The sequence below is a fragment of the Streptomyces sp. NPDC015131 genome, assembly GCF_043079975.1.
In the GTDB taxonomy this organism is placed as follows: Bacteria; Actinomycetota; Actinomycetes; order Streptomycetales; family Streptomycetaceae; genus Streptomyces.
This window is the reverse complement of sequence record NZ_JBIBVB010000002.1, coordinates 357797-378835: the sequence shown is the minus strand read 5'-3', so window position 1 is coordinate 378835 and position 21039 is coordinate 357797. Positions and strand designations below refer to the sequence as shown.

Below are 21039 nucleotides of genomic sequence, written 5' to 3'. Positions count from 1 at the left end.
CTCGTTCCTCGGGGGCCTCCGCGCGTTCTCCCTTTCGGCACCGCCGCGCCCCTTCGGCTCACTCGCCCCGGGCGCCCCGGAGGCGAACCGAGCCCTCTAAAGAGGGGCGCTGCGGCGCGTTGGGCACCCTCCCCGCGCGACCCCAAATAGCGTCCAGTAGGGTTTGGTCCGCATAAACATCCAAACCCCTGCCCGCGTCAGGGCCGGCGACCGACCAGCGTGACGGCCGCAGCCGACCGCGCGGGCGAGACTCTCGGGAAGGCGCTACGTGAGTCCCAACGGCTCCGACCGCTCGTCGCGGCGCCCGATGCGGCGGAAGCTGCCGCAGGTGCTGACTGCGGGCCTGATCCTGGCTACCGCCACCGGTTGCTCGTACAACTGGGAGGACTTCCCCCGTCTTGGTATGCCCACCCCGGTGACGGAGGAGGCCCCGCGGATCCTCTCCCTCTGGCAGGGCTCGTGGGCGGCTGCGCTCGCCACGGGCGTGCTGGTCTGGGGCCTGATCCTGTGGAGCATCATCTTCCACCGGCGTAGCCGCACCAAGGTCGAGGTTCCCCCGCAGACCCGGTACAACATGCCCATCGAGGCGCTGTACACGGTGACCCCGCTCATCATCGTCTCGGTGCTGTTCTACTTCACCGCCCGGGACGAGTCGAAGCTCCTCGCCCTCTCCGACAAGCCGGCCCACACCATCAACGTGGTCGGCTACCAGTGGAGCTGGGGCTTCAACTACATCGAGAACGTCGACGGCAAGCCCAACACGGCCGCCGAGACCGACAAGTCCCTCGCCGCCATTCCGGACAAGTACCAGAAGGACTTCCCCCAGGGAGCCGACGGCGTCTACGACTACGGCATCCCCGGCACGCGGAACCCGCAGAACGGCAACCCGGGCCCGACCCTGTGGCTGCCGAAGGGCGAGAAGGTCCGGTTCATCCTGACCTCGCGTGACGTCATCCACTCCTTCTGGGTCGTCCCCTTCCTGTTCAAGCAGGACGTCATCCCGGGTCACACCAACGTCTTCGAGGTGACCGCGACCCAGGAAGGCACCTTCAAGGGCAAGTGCGCCGAGCTCTGCGGCGTCGACCACTCCCGCATGCTGTTCAACGTCAAGGTGGTCTCGCCGGAGCGTTACCAGCAGCACCTGAAGGAGCTGGCCGAGAAGGGGCAGACCGGCTTCATCCCGTCGGGCATTCAGCAGACGGACCCGGCCAGGAATGCGGAGAGCAACCAACTGTGAGCATCCTCAACGAACCTCAGGGTGCCGCCGCGGCAGCCGACGGCTCGCGTGAGCCGTACGAGAACGAGCTGCCCGTCCGGCGCCGTACCCCCGGCGGTGTGGTCGTGAAGTGGCTGACCACCACCGACCACAAGACCATCGGCACGCTGTACCTGGTCACCTCGTTCGCCTTCTTCTGCATCGGCGGTCTGCTGGCGCTCTTCATGCGCGCCGAGCTGGCCCGTCCGGGTACGCAGATCATGTCGAACGAGCAGTTCAACCAGGCGTTCACGATGCACGGCACGATCATGCTGCTGATGTTCGCGACGCCGCTGTTCGCCGGATTCGCCAACTGGATCATGCCGCTGCAGATCGGCGCGCCCGATGTGGCGTTCCCGCGGCTGAACATGTTCGCGTACTGGCTGTACCTCTTCGGCTCGATCATCGCGGTGGCCGGCTTCCTCACCCCGCAGGGTGCGGCCGACTTCGGCTGGTTCGCCTACTCCCCGCTGTCGGACGCGGTCCGTTCGCCGGGTGTCGGCGCCGACATGTGGATCATGGGTCTGGCCTTCTCCGGCTTCGGCACGATCCTCGGTTCGGTCAACTTCATCACCACGATCATCTGCATGCGCGCGCCCGGCATGACGATGTTCCGCATGCCGATCTTCACCTGGAACGTGCTGCTGACCGGTGTGCTGGTCCTGCTCGCCTTCCCGGTGCTGGCCGCGGCGCTCTTCGCGCTGGAGGCGGACCGCAAGTTCGGCGCCCACATCTTCGACGCGGCCAACGGCGGCGCGTTGCTGTGGCAGCACCTCTTCTGGTTCTTCGGGCACCCAGAGGTGTACATCATCGCCTTGCCGTTCTTCGGCATCGTGTCGGAGATCATCCCGGTCTTCAGCCGCAAGCCGATGTTCGGTTACATCGGCCTGGTGGCCGCGACCATCGCGATCGCCGGTCTGTCCGTGACGGTGTGGGCGCACCACATGTACGTCACCGGCGGCGTGCTGTTGCCGTTCTTCTCCTTCATGACCTTCCTCATCGCGGTGCCAACCGGTGTGAAGTTCTTCAACTGGATCGGCACCATGTGGAAGGGGTCGTTGTCCTTCGAGACACCGATGCTCTGGACCATCGGCTTCCTGGTCACCTTCACCTTCGGTGGTCTGACCGGTGTCATCCTGGCCTCGCCCCCGATGGACTTCCACGTCTCCGACTCGTACTTCGTCGTCGCGCACTTCCACTACGTCGTCTTCGGCACCGTGGTGTTCGCGATGTTCGCCGGATTCCACTTCTGGTGGCCGAAGTTCACCGGCAAGATGCTGGACGAGCGGCTCGGCAAGATCACGTTCTGGACGCTGTTCATCGGCTTCCACGGCACGTTCCTGGTGCAGCACTGGCTCGGTGCCGAGGGCATGCCCCGCCGGTACGCGGACTACCTCGCCGCGGACGGCTTCACCCTGCTGAACACGATCTCCACGATCGCCTCGTTCCTGCTGGGCCTGTCGATCCTGCCGTTCATGTACAACGTCTGGAAGACCGCCAAGTACGGCAAGAAGATCGAGGTCGACGACCCGTGGGGCTACGGCCGCTCGCTGGAGTGGGCGACCTCCTGCCCGCCGCCGCGGCACAACTTCCTCACGCTGCCGCGCATCCGCTCGGAATCCCCGGCCTTCGACCTGCACCACCCTGAGATCGCCGCTGTCGGACAGCTCGAGAACCACGCGCAGAAGGACACCGCGCTGTTCGGTGGCAAGGAGGTCGGCAAGTGAAGATCCAGGGCAAGATGTTCATCTGGCTGAGCATCTTCATCCTCGCCATGGCGATCCTCTATGGCGTGTGGTCGAAGGAGCCGGCCGGTACGACGGCGCTCTTCCTGGCCTTCGGCCTGGCGATCATGATCGGCTACTACCTGGCCTTCACGGCCCGGCGCGTGGACGCCATGGCGCAGGACGACAAGGAGGCCGACGTCGCGGACGAGGCCGGTGAGGTCGGCTTCTTCTCGCCGCACAGCTGGCAGCCGCTCTCCCTGGCGATCGGTGGAGCCTTCGCCTTCCTGGCCATCGCGCTGGGCTGGTGGCTGCTCTACTTCTCCGCGCCGCTGATCCTCATCGGCGTCTGGGGATGGGTCTTCGAGTACTACCGGGGCGAGAACCAGAACCAGTAGTCCGCGAGGCCGCTTCACGACATGGCCCGGTGACCTCCGTACGGAGGTTGCCGGGCCACTCGTTTGGAGTCTTTCCGCGTGCCGCTGCTGACACGCGTTCCTACGGTGTGCTTATGAGCAACACGCCCCGCATGCGCACCGCCATAAGCTGCACCCTGCTGGTCGCCGTCACCGGCGCGAGCGCGACCGCGTGCGGTGGTCCGGACGGCCATCCGCTCAGTGCGAAGCCGTACGACGCGGCTCGCCAGGTCGCCTTCAACGCCCCGTCCGGCACCGCCAAGGCGCCTCTCGACAAGCCCCTCGAAGTCACCGCCAAGGGCAAGGACGCCCGGATCACGGACGTCACCGCCGTCGACACGGCCGGGCACTACCTCGCGGGTGAGCTGGCCGCCGACGGCAGCCGCTGGCGCTCCACGGCCCCGCTGGTGGCCGGCACCCAGTACACCGTCCGGGTGGCCACGGAGGACGACAAGGGCGCCCCCGGCGCCCGTACGCTGACGTTCGAGACCGCCCCCGCCAAACGGGTCCTGAACGTGAAGTTCGGCCCGGAGGCGGGCAAGTACGGCGTCGGGCAGCCCCTCACGGCCGAACTCAGCGCCCCGGTCACCACCAAGGAGGGCCGGGCCGCCGTCGAGCGCTCCCTCAAGGTGCGCTCCACGCCCGCCGTCACCGGCGGCTGGCGCTGGGTGGACGACAAGAAGCTGCACTACCGCCCGAAGGAGTACTGGCCCGTCGGCGCGTCCGTCACCGCCACGGCGAACCTCGCGGGCGTGAAGGTGACGAACAACCTCTACGGAGGGTCCGCCAAGGCGCTGAACCTCACCATCGGCGACCGGGTCGAGGCCATCACCGACGCGGGCAGCCACCAGATGACGGTCAAGCGCAACGGAAAGGTGATCAACACCATTCCGGTGACCACCGGCAAACCGGGCTTCTCCACCCGTAACGGCATCAAAGTCGTGCTGGGCAAGGAGTACTTCGTCCGGATGCGCAGCACCACGGTCGGTATCGCGGCCGGCAGCAGTGAGTCGTACGACCTGCCGGTCTACTACGCCACCCGGGTGACCTGGAGCGGCGAGTACGTGCACGCCGCGCCCTGGTCCGCCGGCTCCCACGGCGCGGCCAACGTCAGCCACGGCTGCACCGGGATGTCCACCGCCAACGCGGCCTGGTTCTTCGAGAACATCCGCCCGGGCGACCTGGTCCACGTCGTCAACAGCGAGGGCCAGGAGATGGACCACTTCGGCAACGGCTTCGGCGACTGGAACCTGCCCTGGGACAAGTGGCGGACCGGCAGCGCCGCCCTGGCCGACGCCCCCCGCACCGAGCAGGTCCGCCTGTCACCGTCCGTCTGACCACGGCAGCCGCACAGAGGCCCGGGCACCACCACGGTGGCGCCCGGGCCCCGGTGCGTCGTGGGCGCCGGCTACGCCTCCACGGCCAGCCGGCTGCGCAGCAGGGCCGCCAGGGAGTCCGCCAGCTCCACCGGGTCCACCGGGAGGGTGACCGCGGCGTCCGCGCGGCTCCAGGTGGCCAGCCAGGCGTCCTGGGGGCGGCCGATGAGCACCAGGACGGGCGGGCAGCGGAAGACCTCGTCCTTGATCTGGCGGCACACCCCCATGCCGCCCGCCGGGACCGCCTCGCCGTCCAGGACGCAGACGTCCACACCGCCCGCGTCGAGCCGGTCCAGCACGGCCGGCAGCGTCGCGCACTCGACGTACTCGACCGGCGGAACGTCCGCCGCGGGCCTGCGGCCGGCCGCCAGCCGCACCTGCGCGCGGGTGTTCGCGTCGTCGCTGTAGACCAGGACGGTGGCGCTCGACTGCATGGTTCCTCCGAGTACGTCGGCGGCGTGGGCAGGAAGGCTGGTACCGATGGGGCGGATGCTACTCCTCCCCACCGCCCCTCCACACCGGTTCGGACACCCCTTCGAGGGCCGTCCCGATGGGCCGTTCGGGCTGGACAGAGCGCACCAACACACCGAACGGCACCCCCCGGAGTGAGGGCGGGATAAGCGACCGACATAATGTCGGTCGTGGCGACAGCAACGACAGTAGAAACCGGGCACGCGCACCCGTCGGTCAACCGGCCGAACCTCACCAGCGTCGGAACCATCATCTGGCTGAGTTCCGAGCTGATGTTCTTCGCGGCCCTCTTCGCGATGTACTTCACCCTGCGATCGGTGACGGGTGCCGAGTTCTGGGCAGAGAAAGCCGACACGCTGAACTTCCCGTTCTCGGCTACCAACACCACGATCCTGGTGCTCTCCTCGCTCACCTGCCAGCTCGGCGTGTTCGCCGCCGAGCGGGGCGACGTGAAGAAGCTCCGCACGTGGTTCGTGATCACATTCGTGATGGGTGCGATCTTCATCGGAGGCCAGGTCTTCGAGTACACCGAGCTGGTGAAGCACGAGGGCCTCTCGCTCTCGTCCGACCCGTACGGCTCCGTGTTCTACCTGACGACCGGCTTCCACGGCCTGCACGTGACGGGCGGTCTCATCGCCTTCCTGCTGGTCCTCGGCCGTACGTACGCGGCCAAGAGATTCACTCACGAGCAGGCAACCGCCGCCATCGTCGTGTCCTACTACTGGCACTTCGTCGATGTCGTCTGGATCGGCCTCTTCGCCACGATCTACATGATCAAGTAGTCGGGCCGTACCTCCTCCGGTACGACCGACACATCCAGCAAGCACCGACGCAGAAGATCCTGACACCGGGGTAATCCGTGAAAAAGCTCTCCGCACGACGACGCCATCCGCTGGCGGCGGTCGTCGTCCTACTCCTCGCGCTGGCGGCCACTGGGGGGCTGTACGCCGCGTTCGCGCCCGCGGGCAAGGCGCAGGCAGACGAAACCGCCCAGTCCCTCGCCATCGAGGAGGGCAAGAAGCTCTACACCGTCGGCTGCGCCAGCTGCCACGGAACCGGCGGTCAGGGAACCACTGACGGCCCGAGCCTCGTCGGCGTCGGCTCCGCCGCCGTGGACTTCCAGGTCGGCACCGGCCGTATGCCGGCGCAGCAGCCCGGCGCCCAGGTGCCGAAGAAGAAGAACATCTACTCGCAGGCCGAGATCGACCAGCTGGCCGCGTACATCGCGTCCCTCGGTGCCGGTCCGATCACGCCGACCGAGAAGCAGTACAGCCCGGAAGGCGCGAACATCGCCAAGGGTGGCGAGCTGTTCCGCACCAACTGCGCCCAGTGCCACAACTTCACCGGCGAGGGCGGTGCCCTGACGCACGGCAAGTACGCCCCCAGCCTCGAGGGTGTGAGTCAGAAGCACATCTACGAGGCCATGCAGACCGGCCCGCAGAACATGCCGTCCTTCCCCGACACGATCATGCCGGAGAAGGAGAAGAAGGACATCATCGCGTACATCAACAGCGTCAACGGTGACGAGACGCCGACCCCCGGCGGCTTCGCCCTGGGTGGTCTCGGTCCGGTCAGCGAGGGCCTGTTCGGATGGATCTTCGGTCTGGGTTCCCTGATCGCTGTCGCCGTCTGGGTCGCGGCCCACACCGCTAAGGCCAAGAAGTCATGAGTAGCCAAGAGATTTCAGAAGCAGACCTGCCGCACGAGCAGGACACCACGCACGGCACGGCGGTGGCGGAGCACCCGTTCGCCGACCCGGGGCTGCCGCCCCACAAGCCGCGCATCCAGGACATCGACGAGCGGGCCGCCAAGCGCTCCGAGCGCACCGTCGCCCTGCTGTTCACCCTGTCGATGCTGGCCACGATCGGCTTCATCGCCTCCTTCGTGATCTTCCCGGTCGACAAGATCGTCTATGTCTGGCCGCTGGGTCACGTCAGCGCGACCAACCTCTCGCTGGGCCTGACGCTGGGCACCGCCCTCTTCTGCATCGGCGCCGGCGCGGTCCACTGGGCCCGCACCCTGATGTCCGACGAGGAGGTCGCCGACGACCGGCACGCCATCGAGGCGACGCCCGAGGTCAAGGCGAAGGTCATGGCGGACTTCGCGGACGGCGCGCGCGAGTCGGCCATCGGCCGCCGCCCGCTGATCCGCAACACCATGTTCGGCGCGCTGGCCATGGTGCCGCTCTCCGGCATCGTGCTGCTCCGCGAGCTGGGTCCGCTGCCCGAGAAGAAGCTCTTCCACACCGGGTGGAGCAAGGGCAAGCAGCTCATCAACATGAACACCAATGAGCCGCTGCGTCCCGAGGACGTCGCCGTGGGGTCGCTCACCTTCGCCAAGCCCGAGGGCCTGGAGGAGTCCGACCACGACTTCAACAACAAGATCGCCAAGGATGCCCTGATGATCGTCCGGATCCAGCCGGAGGACATCAAGGACAAGCGCGAGCTGGAGTGGTCGCACGAGGGCATCGTCGCCTTCTCGAAGATCTGCACCCACGTGGGCTGCCCGATCTCCCTGTACGAGCAGCAGACGCACCACGTCCTCTGCCCGTGCCACCAGTCCACCTTCGACCTCGCCGACGGCGCCCGCGTCATCTTCGGCCCGGCGGGTCACGCCCTTCCGCAGCTGCGGATCGGCGTGAACGACAAGGGCTTCCTCGAAGCGCTCGGCGACTTCGCCGAGCCCGTCGGCCCTGCATTCTGGGAGCGCGGATGAGCACCACGACCGCAAGCGACGCCAAGCGCAAGGCGCCCGCCGGCGAGCGGGTCGCCGACTGGGCCGACGGCCGGCTGGGCATCTACAGCCTCGCCAAGGCCAACATGCGCAAGATCTTCCCGGACCACTGGTCCTTCATGCTGGGTGAGATCTGCCTCTACAGCTTCCTGATCATCATCCTCACGGGTGTGTATCTGACGCTGTTCTTCCACCCGAGCATGAACGAGATCGAGTACCACGGCTCGTACGTGCCGATGCAGGGCATCCGGATGACCGAGGCGTACGCCTCGACGCTGGACATCAGCTTCGACGTCCGCGGTGGTCTGCTCATCCGGCAGATCCACCACTGGGCCGCCGTGGTCTTCCTCGCCGGCATGTTCGTGCACATGATGCGCGTCTTCTTCACCGGCGCGTTCCGCAAGCCGCGTGAGATCAACTGGCTGTTCGGCTTCCTGCTGTTCGTCCTCGGCATGTTCACCGGCTTCACCGGTTACTCGCTCCCCGACGACCTGCTCTCCGGCACCGGTGTCCGCTTCACCCAGGGCGCGATCCTGTCGATGCCGATCGTCGGCACCTACATCTCGATGTTCCTGTTCGGCGGGGAGTTCCCGGGCCACGACATCATCGCCCGGTTCTACTCGATCCACATCCTGCTGCTGCCGGGCATCATGCTCGGCCTCGTGGTGGCGCACCTGATCCTGGTCTTCTACCACAAGCACACCCAGTTCCCCGGCCCCGGCCGGACGAACAAGAACGTCGTCGGCATGCCGCTGCTGCCGGTGTACATGGCCAAGGCCGGAGGCTTCTTCTTCCTGGTCTTCGGTGTCATCGCCGTCATCTCCGCGCTGTTCACGATCAACCCGATCTGGGCCCTCGGCCCGTACCGCCCGGACCAGGTGTCCACCGGCGCCCAGCCCGACTGGTACATGGGCTTCGCCGAGGGTCTCGTCCGCGTCATGCCGGGCTGGGAGATCAACCTGTGGGGCCACACGCTCGTCCTGGGCGTGTTCATCCCGCTGGTCGTCTTCGGCATCATGCTGGCGCTGATCGCGCTCTACCCGTTCATCGAGTCCTGGATCACCGGTGACAAGCGCGAGCACCACCTGCTGGACCGCCCGCGCAACGCGCCGACCCGGACCGCCCTCGGCGTCGCCTGGGTGACCGCGTACATGATCATGCTGATCGGTGGTGGCAACGACATCGTCGCGACCCACTTCCACCTGTCGCTCAACGCGATCAGCTGGTTCGTCCGGATCGCGTTCTTCGTCGGCCCGGTCATCGCGTTCATCGTCACCAAGCGCATCTGCCTCGGCCTCCAGCGGCGCGACAAGGACAAGGTGCTGCACGGGCGGGAGTCCGGCATCATCAAGCGCCTGCCGCACGGCGAGTTCGTCGAGATCCACGAGCCCCTCAGCCAGGCCCACCTGCACGCGCTCACCGCGCACGAGCAGTACAAGCCGGCCGAGATCGGCCCGACGGTCGACGAGAACGGCGTCGAGCGCAAGCCGTCCCGTACGCAGAAGCTCCGCGCGAAGCTCAGCAAGGGCTACTACGGCGAGGGGAACCAGATCCCCAAGGCCACCGCGGAGGAGTACAAGGAGATCACCAGCGGCCACGGCCACCACTGATCGCCCCGGTGCCCGGCACACCCTGCCGGGCACCGTGTCCGCCACGGCACCGAGCCCCGTCCATCCGCTGGACGGGGCTCTTTGCCGTCCCCGGGGATGGATAGGGTGGTGGTCGTCCCTGTACGCCCCTCTCCTTCCTTCTCGTACGACGTCTGGAGCGACCATGAGCGCTGTGAATCCCGCTGGAGGCGACAACGCGGCGGGCCGCTCGTGGCCCGGCGTCCTGAACGCCCTGCTGGAGGGGCGCGACCAGAGCGCCGACGCCACCGCCTGGGCGATGGACCGCATCATGCGCGGCGAGGCCACCGACGCCCAGATCGCCGGCTTCGCGGTCGCCCTCCGCGCCAAGGGCGAGACCGTCGACGAGATCACCGGCCTCGTCCGGGCCATGTACGCCCACGCCAACCTGATCGACGTCCCCGGCCCGTCCGTGGACCTCGTCGGCACCGGCGGCGACGGCGCCAAGACCGTCAACATCTCCACCATGGCCGCGATCGTCGTCGCCGGAACCGGCGCCAAGGTCGTCAAGCACGGCAACCGCGCCGCGTCCTCCGCCTCCGGCTCCTCCGACGTCCTGGAGAAGCTGGGCGTCAACCTCGACCTCACCCCGGCGCGGGTCGCCGAGGTCGCGGACGAGGCGGGCATCACCTTCTGCTTCGCCGTGAAGTTCCACCCCGCGCTGCGCCACGTCGCCGCCGCCCGCCGGGAACTGGGCATCCGCACCACGTTCAACTTCCTCGGCCCGCTGACCAACCCCGCGCGCGTGGGCGCCCAGGCCACCGGCGTCGCCGACGCCCGGATGGCCCCCATCATGGCCGGGGTGCTCGCCGAGCGCGGCTCCTCCGCGCTGGTCTTCCGGGGCGACGACGGGCTGGACGAGCTGACCACCACGGCCACCTCCCGGGTGTGGGTCGTCCGGGACGGCACGGTGCGCGAGGAGACGTTCGACCCGAGGGACGTCGGCATCGAGCTGGTGCCCGTCGAGGCGCTGCGCGGGGCGGACGCCTCGTACAACGCGGACGTCGCGCACCGGATGCTGGGCGGCGAGACGGGGCCGGTACGGGACGCGGTGCTGCTGAACGCGGCGGCGGCGCTGGTGGCGCTGGAGCCGTCGGACGCGTCGGACGCGTCGCGCACGTCGCTCACGGAGCGGATCGCGGCGGGCATGGCCCGGGCGGCCGAGGCGGTGGACACGGGCGCGGCGAGGGCAGCGCTGGCGCGCTGGGTCACGGCGAGCAACGCGTAGCCCCTGCGGGGCGGTGGCCTGTTGGCTCGGCCGCCACCCACCGCCCTGCAGTCGGCGACGCGCCCGGGGTGGGGCCGTGCAGGGTCGCCCCCGCAGCGGATCGGCGGCGAGATACGTCGCCGTTTCGTGGCTGGGTGCCCCGCCGACCGCGAGGAGGCGAGCCCGGAGGGGCCCCGCCCCACCCCCACCGTGCGTTCCGCGCCGCCCCCGGGGCGAACCGGGAACGGGCGCCGCCCCGGTTCCGTTGTGCCCACCCGTCCCGCCCCAGCGGGACGACTGCCCCCAACGGGGTGGGGGCGGGGCCCCGGGGCGTCCGGAGTTCGGACGCGGGTTGCGGCAGGCGGCGCGTGCCGTTAAGTTCAGCGCAGGTCATGAGTGACAGCGACTACGGCCCCGGCCCGCTGTCCGGCAACCCTCCGTCCGTGGCGGGGTGCCCCGGGTGAAGACCAGGCCGCAGGTGACGACACCTCTGGCAAGCGCGGACCCCTGCACACCCTGGGGTCCTGGTCCTCGAGGGAGCAGTCTCGTGAGCAAGCGAATGCGATAGGGCGTAGCGCCCCTTCTTCGGTACCCCCTTTTCGCCTTGCCCCGTACGGGAGTTCGCCATGTCTGTCTTCACCCCTGCCTCCGACCAGTCTGTTTGTACCCCTCTGCCCGTTCTGGGGCGGGACGTCACCGTGCCGCTGGTGACCGGCGGCGAGGTCACCTACGCCGCGCTCGACTACGCCGCCAGCGCCCCCGCGCTCCAGCGGGTGTGGGACGACGTGGCGGCGTACGCGCCGTACTACGGCAGCGTGCACCGGGGCGCCGGGTACCTGTCGCAGCTGTCGACCGACCTGTTCGAGAACAGCCGTACGGCAGTGGCGGAGTTCCTGGACTGCCGCGAGGGCGACCAGGTGGTGTTCACCCGGTCGACCACCGACTCGCTGAACCTGCTCGCGGCGGTGCTGCCCGAGGGCTGCGAGGTCTTCGTCTTCGAGACCGAGCACCACGCCTCGCTGCTGCCGTGGCGGGACGCGCGGGTCACGTACCTCAACGCGCCCCGGACGCCGGGGCAGGCCGTCGAGACGCTGGAGCGGGCGCTCGCGGACCGGGAGCCCTACGGCCCGGCCCTGGTGTGCGTGACCGGCGCGTCCAATGTCACCGGCGAGCTGTGGCCGGTGCGCGAACTGGCCGCCGCCGCTCACGCCCACGGCGCCCGCATCGTCCTGGACGCCGCGCAGCTCGCACCCCACCACCCGGTGTCCGTACAGGAGTTGGACGTCGACTGGGTGGCCTTCTCCGGGCACAAGCTGTACGCCCCCTTCGGGTCGGGCGTCCTCGCCGGGCGGGCCGACTGGCTCACCGAGGCCGAGCCGTACCTCGCCGGCGGTGGCGCGTCCCGTACGGTGGCGCGGCGCGCCGACGGCGGGGTGGACGTGGAGTGGCACACCACCGCCGCCCGCCACGAGGCCGGATCGCCCAACGTCATCGGGGTGTACGCGATCGCCTCCGCCTGCAAGGCGCTCACCGAGGCCGGGTTCGACGACCTGGTCGCCCGCGAGCGGTACCTGATCGGCAAGGTCCGGGAGGGGCTCGCGGAGGTGCCGGAGGTGAAGGTGCTGTCGCTGTTCGGCGACGACGCGCCCCGGGTCGGGGTCATCTCCTTCGTGGTGCGGGGCTGGAACAGCTCCCACTTCGCCGCCGCCCTGTCCGCCGAGTACGGCATCGGCGTCCGCGACGGGCTGTTCTGCGCCCACCCGCTGGTGCGCACCCTGCTGGGCAGCGACCCGCAGGACGTCGGCGAGTGCGGCGCGCCCGACGGCGGGACCACCTCGCTGAACGCCATCCGCGTCAGCTTCGGGGCGGGGACGCCGGACGAGCACGTCGACCGGTTCGTTCGGGCCGTGAAGGAGCTCGTCCGGGACGGGGCACGGTGGAACTACCGTACGGAGGACGGGCGTTGCGTGCCCGACCGCGGCTGAGCCGGGTACCGATCAGGACCGTCCGCAGCGCCCGCTCGGCGGCGTCCGCGAGAAGCTCGGCCGCCCGGTCCAGGGCCTCCGGCAGCGGCAGCGGGCCGGGCGCCAGCGACTCGTAGGCGTCGAGGCCCGCGTCCCCGGCGCCCTCGCCGAGCGTGCCGGCCAGGGCGAGGACCGGGACGCCCGCCGCACGGGCGCGCCGCGCCACCTCGCCGGGCACCTTGCCGCGCACGGTCTGGGCGTCCAGCGCGCCCTCCCCGGTGATCACCAGGTCGGCGTGGGCCAGCCGGGCGCCCAGGTCCAGCCCGTCGAGGAGCACCTCGAAGCGCGGGAGCAGCCGGGCGCCCACCGCCGCGAGCCCCGCGCCGAGGCCGCCCGAGGCCCCGGTGCCGGGCGCGGTGCGCAGGTCGACGCCGGGTGCGCAGGCCCCGGTCAGGGCGGCCGCCCAGTGCTCCAGGGCGGCCGACAGCTCCTCGCACCGCGCCGGGCTCCCGCCCTTCTGAGGGCCGAACACACGGGCCACGCCCCGCTCGCCGCACAGCACGTTGTACGGGTTGCACGCCACCAGCAGCTCGGTGTCCGCCAAGCGGGGGTCGAGCCCCCGGAGGTCGAGGGTGGCGAGCCGGGCCAGCGCGGCTCCTCCGTGGGGGAGGTCGCGGCCGGAGGCGTCGAGGAGCCGGACGCCGAGGGCCCGGAGCGCGCCCGCGCCGCCGTCGGAGGTGCCCGAGTCCCCGCAGCCGACCAAGATCCGCCGGGCGCCCGCGTCCAGGGCGGCGCGGATCAGCTCGCCGACGCCGTACGTGGTGGTGGCGCCCGGGTCGCGGCGGCCGGGCGGCACCAGGGCCAGTCCGGCGACGGCGGCCATCTCCACGACCGCCGAGCCGTCGCCGAGGAGCGCGAAGTGGCTGCCGACCGGGTCGCCCAGCGGGCCCGTGGCGGTGCGGGGCACGAGCCGCCCGCCCGTCGCGGCGGCCAGCGCCTCCGCCGTACCCTCGCCGCCGTCGACCAGCGGGATCAGGTCCAGCTCGGCGTCCGGCAGGACCCGCAGCACGCCCTCGGCGATGGCCTCGGCGGCCTGCTGCGCGGACAGGGACTCCTTGAATCCGCCGGGGGCGACGGCGACGCGGTACGAGAGGGTCACGGCTGGGTCTCCAGGAGGACGGGCACGCCGAACAGCGGCCAGACGGTCAGGGCGAACAGCAGGACCAGGCCCGCCGTGAGGGGCGCGAGGACGGCGGACAGCCGCAGCAGGTCGCGCGGGGTGTAGGTGGGCACGCCGTCGGGGAGGTCGGCGAAGAGCGCGACGGGCTTCGCCGACGCGGGCAGGGTGTGGCAGAAGCCGGCGGCGGCCGTGGAGGCGAGCGCGGCGGCCACCGGGTTGACCCCCGCCGCTGCCGCCGCCACGACCACCAGCGGGACGAGCACCGACGAGCGGGCCGAGCGGGACTGGAGGACCAGGTGCGCGGCCGTGCTGGCCAGGACGACGACCGTGAGGAACAGCCAGGGCGGCGCGTGCACCGGCAGGCCCGCCACCAGCCAGCGCGCCGCGCCCGAGTCGGCGAGCGCCACGCCCATCGCCATGGTGGCCGCCATGAACAGCAGCAGCGGCCACGGCACGGTGCGCAGCCCCTCCTTGAGCCGTACGGTGCCCAGGGCCGGCGAGGCGGCGACCACCGCGCCGATCAGGGCGACCACCGCCGGGGAGACCCGGTGCAGCGGCTCGCTGCACCACAGCACCACCACGGTGGCCAGCAGCAGCGCGCAGCGCGACTCGGTGGCGGAGAGGGGGCCGGTGACCGGGGTGGGGGAGTGGGCCGCGATGTCGGCGGGGGTGATGCGGACCGGGGCGCGCCGGTCGGCCCGGGTGGTGGTGGTGAGCAGGACCGCCTCGGCGGCCAGGTGGGAGGAGGTGATCGCGAGCGGCAGTCCGAGCAGCAGCCACTGCACGAACCCCAGCCGCTGCCCGGTCTGTTCCCACAGCACGCTCACGGTGATCAGGTGGGCCCCGGCGCCGATCAGGGTGGCGACGGCGGACAGCAGGATCACCGTGGGGAACAGCAGGGCGAGCATCACCACCAGCCGTTTCCGGTGGGCCAGCACCCCGGCCAGCGCCAGGAACACGGGCAGGGCCAGCGCGGCCCGGCCCGAGGTGGCCGGCACGGCGAACGAGGTGACGACCAGTGCGGCGGTGGTCAGGTGGACGAGTTGGCGCACCGTGCGGGCGCCGGTGACCAGGAAGGCCGCCGCCCGTCCGGCCAGGCCGGTGCGGGTGACCGCGGCGGCCAGGACGAACGCGCAGATCAGCAGCCAGATGGTCTCGTCGCCGAGGGTGGCGAAGAGGGTCTCGCTGCTGATCACGCCCGTGGCGGTGAGCGCCAGCCCCGCCCCCAGCGCGACATAGGTGTCGTCCACGGGCGTGGCGATCCAGGCGGCGGTGGCGACCACGAAGACGGCCAGCGTCAGCCGCCCGTCGGCGCCGAGGCCGGGGAAGAGGGACGGTATGGCCAGCACCGCGCACAGTCCGAGCGCGCCGCCGAGGCAGGCCGCCCGGCTGGGGGAGAGGATCACAGGGATCAGTCTCGGTTCGCCCCGTGAGCCCTCAATGAGCGCTTTGTTAAGGGAATTTCATGGAACGGGGCGCTTTACGGCATGCGGTAGCCCATGCCGCGTACGGTTTCGAGCCGTCGCGCGCCCAGCTTCTTGCGCAGCGCCCGTACGTACACGTCCACGATGTTCGAGCCGGGGTCGAAGTCGTACCCCCAGACGTGGGACAGGATCTGCTCCCGGGACAGCACCTGGCCGGGGTGGCGCAGGAACAGCTCCAGCAGGACGAACTCACGGGCCGTCAGGTCGACGGTGCGCTCCTCGGCCCGCGCGCGGCGGGTGCGCAGGTCCAGGCTGAGGTCGCCGCTGCGCAGCACCGTCACCTCCGGGGCGCGGGCGGCGGTGCGCAGCCGGAGCCGTACCCGCGCCAGCAGTTCCTCGAAGCGGAAGGGCTTGGTCATCCAGTCGTCGGCGCCGCCCTCCAGGCCGGCGACGGTGTCCCGCACCGAGTCGCGCGCGGTCAGCACGACGACCGGGAGCGTCACCCGCGCCTCCCGCAGCTCCCGCAGCACGGTGAAGCCGTCGCGCCCCGGCAGGCCGATGTCCAGCACCATCAGGTCGAACCCGCCGGTGACGGCGTAGTCGAGCGCGGTGTCGCCGTCGGCGGCCACGGTGGTGGTGAAGGCGTTGGCCCGCAGGCCCTTCTCCACGAACGAGGCGATCCGCTCCTCGTCCTCGGCGATCAGAATGCGGTTCATCCCTCTCCTTCCGGCACGAGCACCCCGTCCGGCAGTACGAGGACGAAGGTGGCCCCGCCGCCCTCGGTCGGCCGCAGCTCCACCCCGCCCCGGTGGCCCTCGGCGATGGCCTTCACGATGGACAGCCCCAGCCCCGCGCCCCCGCCCGAGCGGGTGCCGCGCCGGGCCGCGCCGCGCCGGAACCGTTCGAAGATCACCGCCGCGTCCTCCGGCGGGACCCCGGGCCCGGAGTCGGCGACGTACAGCTCGATCCGCCCGTCGGCGGCGCGCGAGCCGATCCCTATGCGCTGCCCGGGCACGGTGTGCTGGACCGCGTTCTGCGCGAGCTGCACCATGGCCTGGGTGATGCGCTGCGGGTCCAGCTCGGCCTCCCGGTCGGCGACCCCGTCCAGTACCCACTCGCGCTCGCCCAGCGCCCGCGCCTTCACGAACACGTCGGCGGTCAGCTCGCCGAGCTGGACCGGCTCGGGCGAGACGAAGTCGGGGCGCTCGGCCTTGGCGAGCAGCAGCAGGTCCTCCACGATCCGGCTCATCCGGTCCAGCTCGTCGGTGACCAGCCGTACGGTCTCCGCCTGCTCGGCCGGGTCGTCGCCCATCAGCTCCAGGTGGCCGCGCACGATGGTGATGGGGGTGCGCAGCTCGTGCCCGGCGTCGTCGGCGAACTGCCGCTGCGCGGCGAACGCCCGCTCCAGCCGGTCCAGCATCGCGTTGAACGTCTCGGCGAGGAGCGCGATGTCGTCCCGGCCGCGCACCGGGATGCGGCGGGTCAGGTCCTGCTCGGTGAGCTGGGCGGCGGCCCGGCGCACCTGGCGTACAGGAGCGAGGACGCGCCCCGCGACCGCCCAGCCGATCCCGGTCGTCATCAGCAGCGCCACCCCCGAGATGGCGAGCTGGGTGCGGAACGCCTCGGCGGCGATGGCCTGCTCGGCGGCGGCGTGGAAGGCGACGACGAACGCGCCCGGCGGGGCCTGCCCGGCCGGGGCGATCGTCACCTTCGCCCAGCGGACCTCGCCCCCGGGGCGGTCCAGGGTGCCGGAGCGGGCGGGGGACGCCAGGATGCGGGCGAGCGCGTCGCGGTCGCGGTGCAGGGCGGCGCCCCGGGTGTCGCGGGGCTGGCGCAGCACGGCCGGGGCGCCGCCCGGGCCGCGCGTCAGGCCGAGCAGCTCCTCGTCGGGGTCGGAGTACTGCCGCTGGAGGAAGACCTCCAGCAGCCGGCGCGGCTCGGTGAAGCCGGCGCCGGTGGCGGGGTCGACGCCCTGCTCGACGAAGTTGGCGAACTCGCGGGTCTCCTGGGTGAGCAGCCCGCTGATCCGGTGGTCCACGTCGCGCAGCAGGATCGAGCGGGTCGTCATGGCGACGGCGGCCAGCGCCACGGACATCACCAGCAGCAGCCAGAGCAGGATGCGGACGCGGGCGGAGACGCGGCGCTCAGTTGTCGTCAACGCCGTCGTCCCCCGCGTCGTCGGCGGAGTCGTCCTCGTCGTCCCCGGTCGTGGCGGGCGGCCCCGGGACGACGGTGTCGGTCGGCACCGGCCGCGCGGCGGGCGGGGTGGCGGCCGGGGTGGCGGCCGGGGCGGGGGTGCCGGCGGGAGGCGGCGTGGCCGGCGCCGTGCTCCGGGGTGCGGGGGTGGCGTCCGGCCGGGCGCCGGGTGACGTGCCGCCGCTGCCGCCGGGCCGGGGGCCGGGGCTCAGCCTCACCTCGGGCGGCACCCGGGGCGCCTCGGGGGTGTCGGTCAGCAGATAGCTGGTCGCGGCGATGCCGAGCGGGACGGCGACGACCGCGACGAGCGTCGCCAGGCGGTGGGAGAAGGCCATGGCCCCATCCTGGGCGGGTGGCGCGGCCGCGCGGATGAGCGCGGGATGAAGGCTTCTTCATGAACGCGGCGGACGGCCGGGGGCGATCCGGCCGCGCACCGGGCGTCATCCGTCCGGGTGACGCCGAGGTGCGTCCGGTCAGGCGTCCAGGCCGATGGCGAACGCGGCTTCCAGGTCGTGCTGGGAGTACGTGCGGAACGCCACGTGCGTGTCGGTCGCCTCCACGCCCGGGATCTTGCTGATCCGGCCGGGGATGACGTCCGCCAGGTCGTCGTGGCGCGCCACCCGGACCATGGCGATGAGGTCGTACGTCCCGGTGACGGAGAAGACCTCGCTGACGCTGTCCAGCGCGGCGATCGACTCGGCGATCTCCGGGATGCGGTCCACGCTGGTCTTGATGAGCACGATCGCGGTGATCACGGCTGTCCTTCTCCCTCGGTGGCCGCAGGCTGGGCCTTCACTCTAGCCCCCCGCCCGAACCGCACCCACGCGTAGAGGAAGCCCAGGCAGAAGCCCACCACATGCGCCAGGTACGCCACACCCGGCCCGCCGTCGGCGCCCCGGGCCGCCAGCCACTGGAGCACGAACCAGAAGATCAGCACGATCCAGGCGGGGAACCGCAGCGGCAGGAAGAAGAGGAACGGGAACAGGCTGGTGACCCGCGCCCGGGGAAAGAGGTGCAGGAAGGCGCCCAGCACCCCGGAGATCGCCCCCGACGCCCCCACCAGGGTCTGGTCCGAGTCGGCGTGCGCCACCGCGTACCCCAGCAGGGCGAGGCAGCCGGACGCGGCGTAGAACAGGGCGAACTCCAGGTGCCCGAGCCGCTCCTCGGTCATCGCGCCGAAGACGTACAGGAACAGCATGTTGCCCAGCAGGTGCAGCCAGCTGCCGCTGACGAAGAGCGCGGTCAGCGGGGTGAGCCAGGACTCCGGGGAGCCGCCGAGCAGCTCGGCGGGGACGATGCCCCACCGGCGGAAGTACGAGCTCTGGGCCGCGAGGAGCGCGTCACCCGTCCCGTACGACGGGTTGAGCCCCGACACCGGGCTGATCAGGAAGACCAGGAAGCAGGCGCCGATCACGGCGTACGTCACGACGGGTCCACGCCAAGCGATCACGGACAGATCATGACGTAAACGGAGGGAGCGGGACAGGGTGCCTCGCCGCACCACGGGGTACCCGCGAGGCCGTAGGGTTACGGCACGTACACCCGCAGTTCGACGGCGCACCGCGGATCCGCACCCGGCACCATGGAAGAGGACGGAACGATGACGACGGTTCCCCTGCCGACCGCGACGACCCGCTGGCGCTGCACCCTCTGCGGAAACCTGACGCGCTTCGACGTCACACGGTCCTCCAAGGTCGTGGAGTACGTCCATCTGGACCTCGCGGGCGAGCCCACGGTGGAGGAGCGCGAGGTGGTCAGTGAGACCATCGAGTCGGTCCGCTGCCGCTGGTGCAACGCGGTGGACCAGATCGAGCTGGTGGACAGGCCGGGCGCCACCGCCTGAGGAAGCGGGAGCGGCCCGGCGGCAGAGACGGACGGGTAGTGGGGTGACGGATCGTGGAGCAGCCCGACAGCGGTGCTGAGCCGGCCGGTGCGGCCGGGGGCGCCGCCGAGGCGCTCGACCGCCCGCTGCCCGACGCGGTGCGGCGCCGGGTCGTCGCGCTGGTGTCGGACGCGTTCGGCGGTCTGACGGTCGCCGAACTGCCCGCCCAGCTGCGGCAGTACGCCCGGTTCACCCCGTCCCGGCGGGCCAGGTTCGCCGGGAACGCGATGGCCGCGGCGCTGGAGGGCGACCCGCTGTTCCGGCAGCGCATCGGGGAGCGGCTCAAGGAGGGGCAGCCGGAGCTGGCCCGCGCGGTCGAGGCCGGCGCGCCCCCGGCCGCCGCCGACCCCGTCGACGTCGCCGCCACCGCCTATGTGCTGCGCCCCGCCGGCTGGGTCAAGCTGGTCGCCGCCGCCGGTGAGGAGGCGCAGCGGGCCGACGCCGAACGCGCCGACGAGGCGGGCCGGCGCGAACTGGAGCGGCTGCGCGCCGAGCTGGCCGAGGCACGCGCCCACACCAGGAGCGAGACCGAGCGGCTGCGTACGGAACTGGACGCCGCGCGCAAGGAAGCGGAATCGTTGCATCGCAAGCTGCGCAGCGCCCAGAGCGACGTCAAGCGGGGCGAGGCGGCGCTGCGCCGGGGCCAGGCGGACATCGACGCCGTACGCGCCGAGGCGGCGGCCCAGGTCTCGGCCGCCGAGAGCGAGACGCGCCGCCTCAAGGCCCGCCTCGCGGAGGCCGAGGCGGCGCTGGAGGCCAGCCGCCGCGCCGCCCGCGAGGGGCGCTCCGTGGAGGACATGCGGCTGCGGCTGCTGCTGGACACCGTGCTGGAGTCGGCCCAGGGGCTGCGCCGCGAGCTGGCCCTGCCCCCGGTGTCGGTGCACCCCGCCGACACCGTCGACGCGGTGGAGCCCGGCCGGATGTCGCCCAAGGACATCGCCGCGCGCGCCCTGTCCGAGACGGACCCGGCGCTGCTGGACCAGCTGCTGGCGCTGCCCCAGGCGCATCTGGTCGTGGACGGCTACAACGTGACCAAGACCGGCTATCCGACGATGCCGCTGGAGAAGCAGCGGCTGCGGCTGCTCGGCGGCCTGTCGGCGCTGGCCGCCCGGAGCGGCGCCGAGGTCACCTGCGTCTTCGACGGCGCCGAGCTGGCCGCCCCGGTGCTGCTGGCCCCGCCGCGCGGGGTGCGGGTGCTGTTCTCCAAGCCGGGGGTGACGGCGGACGAGCTGATCCGCCAGCTCGTCCGGGCCGAGCCGCCGGGCCGGCCGGTCGTGGTGGTGTCCACCGACCGCGAGGTCGCCGACGGGGTGGCCAAGTCCGGCGCCCGGCCGGTCGCCTCCGCGCTGCTGCTGAAGCGCCTTTCGCGTGCCTCGTGACGCATTACGCTTCTTGTGCGTCACGTAACTCCTGGGCTGTTTGCCCGATTTCGGGAAACCGACCGTCAAATGCCCATGACGCACGGTGGGTCGTGTGTAAAGAATGTGGCCCCTGAGCGAGATTTTTCGCATGAGGATTTGAACTGATCACAAGATGGTCACTAAGGTCTGGCCCACACCTCCGCGCAGGTGATCACTCATCGG

General features: G+C 71.2%; 19 protein-coding genes, 1 pseudogene and 1 riboswitch. Of the genes and pseudogenes, 12 read left to right on the top strand and 8 right to left on the bottom strand.

Translation table 11 applies throughout. The features are described from left to right. Positions 1-268: 268 nt before the first annotated feature. The 4 genes from coxB to ACF08D_RS07075 all read left to right on the top strand — a co-directional run bounded on the left by coxB (position 269) and on the right by ACF08D_RS07075 (position 4732). Positions 269-1237 carry a cytochrome c oxidase subunit II gene (coxB, locus tag ACF08D_RS07090; protein WP_392221536.1) on the top strand — a complete coding sequence of 323 codons (969 nt, stop codon included), beginning with the start codon at positions 269-271 and terminating at the stop codon, positions 1235-1237. After that, entirely contained in the window at positions 1234-2982 is a 1749-nt protein-coding gene (gene ctaD, locus ACF08D_RS07085) for a cytochrome c oxidase subunit I (RefSeq protein ID WP_392221535.1), read from the top strand. Before coxB ends, ctaD begins: the two co-directional genes overlap by 4 nt. Next, on the top strand, positions 2979-3377 hold the full coding sequence (locus ACF08D_RS07080) for a cytochrome c oxidase subunit 4 (protein WP_392221534.1): 399 nt from the start codon (positions 2979-2981) through the stop codon (positions 3375-3377). The genes ctaD and ACF08D_RS07080 overlap by 4 nt, the downstream gene beginning before the upstream one ends. A 113-nt stretch (positions 3378-3490) precedes the next feature. Further along, positions 3491-4732, top strand: coding sequence for an Ig-like domain-containing protein (locus ACF08D_RS07075; protein WP_392221533.1), 1242 nt, complete (start codon positions 3491-3493; stop codon positions 4730-4732). 71 nt (positions 4733-4803) lie between these two features. Here ACF08D_RS07075 and ACF08D_RS07070 read toward each other — a convergent pair whose 3' ends face one another. After that, positions 4804-5205 (bottom strand): hypothetical protein, encoded by a 402-nt coding sequence (locus ACF08D_RS07070; RefSeq protein ID WP_392221532.1) that lies wholly within the window; start codon positions 5203-5205, stop codon positions 4804-4806. Positions 5206-5403: 198 nt separating this feature from the next. Here ACF08D_RS07070 and ACF08D_RS07065 point away from each other — a divergent pair, with 198 nt between their 5' ends. The 6 genes from ACF08D_RS07065 to ACF08D_RS07040 all read left to right on the top strand — a co-directional run bounded on the left by ACF08D_RS07065 (position 5404) and on the right by ACF08D_RS07040 (position 12795). Beyond that, positions 5404-6024, top strand: coding sequence for a heme-copper oxidase subunit III (locus tag ACF08D_RS07065; protein ID WP_064071066.1), 621 nt, complete (start codon positions 5404-5406; stop codon positions 6022-6024). A gap of 77 nt (positions 6025-6101) precedes the next feature. Then, positions 6102-6911 (top strand): c-type cytochrome, encoded by an 810-nt coding sequence (locus tag ACF08D_RS07060; RefSeq protein WP_392221531.1) that lies wholly within the window; start codon positions 6102-6104, stop codon positions 6909-6911. After that, positions 6908-7957 (top strand): Rieske 2Fe-2S domain-containing protein, encoded by a 1050-nt coding sequence (locus tag ACF08D_RS07055; protein WP_392221530.1) that lies wholly within the window; start codon positions 6908-6910, stop codon positions 7955-7957. Before ACF08D_RS07060 ends, ACF08D_RS07055 begins: the two co-directional genes overlap by 4 nt. Continuing rightward, on the top strand, positions 7954-9585 hold the full coding sequence (locus ACF08D_RS07050; RefSeq protein ID WP_392221529.1) for a cytochrome bc complex cytochrome b subunit: 1632 nt from the start codon (positions 7954-7956) through the stop codon (positions 9583-9585). Before ACF08D_RS07055 ends, ACF08D_RS07050 begins: the two co-directional genes overlap by 4 nt. A gap of 163 nt (positions 9586-9748) precedes the next feature. After that, the gene (trpD, locus tag ACF08D_RS07045; protein WP_392221528.1) at positions 9749-10831 is read left to right on the top strand and encodes an anthranilate phosphoribosyltransferase; all 1083 of its coding nucleotides are present in this window, start codon (positions 9749-9751) and stop codon (positions 10829-10831) included. A 367-nt stretch (positions 10832-11198) separates the two neighbouring features. Further along, a riboswitch (SAM riboswitch) is annotated at positions 11199-11316 on the top strand. Between the two features lie 120 nt (positions 11317-11436). Next, entirely contained in the window at positions 11437-12795 is a 1359-nt protein-coding gene (locus ACF08D_RS07040; protein ID WP_392221527.1) for an aminotransferase class V-fold PLP-dependent enzyme, read from the top strand. On the opposite strand, the pseudogene ACF08D_RS07035 reads toward ACF08D_RS07040, so the two are convergent. From ACF08D_RS07035 to ACF08D_RS07005, 7 genes and pseudogenes are all read right to left on the bottom strand, one after another. Next, positions 12791-13933 (bottom strand): annotated as a pseudogene (locus ACF08D_RS07035) (glycerate kinase); the annotation flags it as partial. The gene ACF08D_RS07040 and the pseudogene ACF08D_RS07035 sit on opposite strands and share 5 nt — an antisense overlap. Further along, entirely contained in the window at positions 13930-15360 is a 1431-nt protein-coding gene (locus ACF08D_RS07030; RefSeq protein ID WP_392221526.1) for an SLC13 family permease, read from the bottom strand. The pseudogene ACF08D_RS07035 and the gene ACF08D_RS07030, both read right to left, overlap by 4 nt. A 74-nt stretch (positions 15361-15434) precedes the next feature. Next, positions 15435-16094, bottom strand: a complete 660-nt coding sequence (locus ACF08D_RS07025; protein ID WP_392221525.1) for a response regulator transcription factor — start codon at positions 16092-16094, stop codon at positions 15435-15437. Continuing rightward, positions 16091-17473, bottom strand: coding sequence for a sensor histidine kinase (locus tag ACF08D_RS07020; RefSeq protein WP_392222327.1), 1383 nt, complete (start codon positions 17471-17473; stop codon positions 16091-16093). The genes ACF08D_RS07025 and ACF08D_RS07020 overlap by 4 nt, the downstream gene beginning before the upstream one ends. A 49-nt stretch (positions 17474-17522) precedes the next feature. Then, positions 17523-17909, bottom strand: a complete 387-nt coding sequence (locus tag ACF08D_RS07015) for a small hydrophilic protein (protein ID WP_392221524.1) — start codon at positions 17907-17909, stop codon at positions 17523-17525. Positions 17910-18047: 138 nt separating this feature from the next. After that, positions 18048-18329: an Lrp/AsnC ligand binding domain-containing protein gene (locus tag ACF08D_RS07010; RefSeq protein WP_356737186.1), complete on the bottom strand. Its 282-nt coding sequence runs from the start codon at positions 18327-18329 to the stop codon at positions 18048-18050. Then, positions 18326-19024 carry a rhomboid family intramembrane serine protease gene (locus tag ACF08D_RS07005; RefSeq protein WP_392221523.1) on the bottom strand — a complete coding sequence of 233 codons (699 nt, stop codon included), beginning with the start codon at positions 19022-19024 and terminating at the stop codon, positions 18326-18328. Before ACF08D_RS07005 ends, ACF08D_RS07010 begins: the two co-directional genes overlap by 4 nt. A gap of 150 nt (positions 19025-19174) precedes the next feature. Here ACF08D_RS07005 and ACF08D_RS07000 point away from each other — a divergent pair, with 150 nt between their 5' ends. Both ACF08D_RS07000 and ACF08D_RS06995 read left to right on the top strand, forming a co-directional pair. Then, positions 19175-19417: a hypothetical protein gene (locus ACF08D_RS07000; protein ID WP_392221522.1), complete on the top strand. Its 243-nt coding sequence runs from the start codon at positions 19175-19177 to the stop codon at positions 19415-19417. Between the two features lie 53 nt (positions 19418-19470). Beyond that, positions 19471-20835: an NYN domain-containing protein gene (locus ACF08D_RS06995; protein ID WP_392221521.1), complete on the top strand. Its 1365-nt coding sequence runs from the start codon at positions 19471-19473 to the stop codon at positions 20833-20835. Positions 20836-21039: the final 204 nt, after the last annotated feature.

Excerpts from the sequence above, each read along its gene's own strand:
- ACF08D_RS07075 (WP_392221533.1), top strand. The coding sequence starts at position 3,491 with ATGAGCAACACGCCCCGCATGCGCACCGCCATAAGCTGCACCCTGCTG.
- trpD (WP_392221528.1), top strand. The coding sequence starts at position 9,749 with ATGAGCGCTGTGAATCCCGCTGGAGGCGACAACGCGGCGGGCCGCTCG.
- ACF08D_RS07050 (WP_392221529.1), top strand. The coding sequence starts at position 7,954 with ATGAGCACCACGACCGCAAGCGACGCCAAGCGCAAGGCGCCCGCCGGC.
- ACF08D_RS07055 (WP_392221530.1), top strand. The coding sequence starts at position 6,908 with ATGAGTAGCCAAGAGATTTCAGAAGCAGACCTGCCGCACGAGCAGGAC.
- ACF08D_RS07025 (WP_392221525.1), bottom strand. The coding sequence starts at position 16,094 with ATGAACCGCATTCTGATCGCCGAGGACGAGGAGCGGATCGCCTCGTTC.
- ACF08D_RS07015 (WP_392221524.1), bottom strand. The coding sequence starts at position 17,909 with ATGGCCTTCTCCCACCGCCTGGCGACGCTCGTCGCGGTCGTCGCCGTC.
- ACF08D_RS07020 (WP_392222327.1), bottom strand. The coding sequence starts at position 17,473 with ATGTCCGTGGCGCTGGCCGCCGTCGCCATGACGACCCGCTCGATCCTG.
- ACF08D_RS07000 (WP_392221522.1), top strand. The coding sequence starts at position 19,175 with ATGACGACGGTTCCCCTGCCGACCGCGACGACCCGCTGGCGCTGCACC.
- ACF08D_RS07065 (WP_064071066.1), top strand. The coding sequence starts at position 5,404 with ATGTCGGTCGTGGCGACAGCAACGACAGTAGAAACCGGGCACGCGCAC.
- ACF08D_RS07070 (WP_392221532.1), bottom strand. The coding sequence starts at position 5,205 with ATGCAGTCGAGCGCCACCGTCCTGGTCTACAGCGACGACGCGAACACC.
- ACF08D_RS07040 (WP_392221527.1), top strand. The coding sequence starts at position 11,437 with ATGTCTGTCTTCACCCCTGCCTCCGACCAGTCTGTTTGTACCCCTCTG.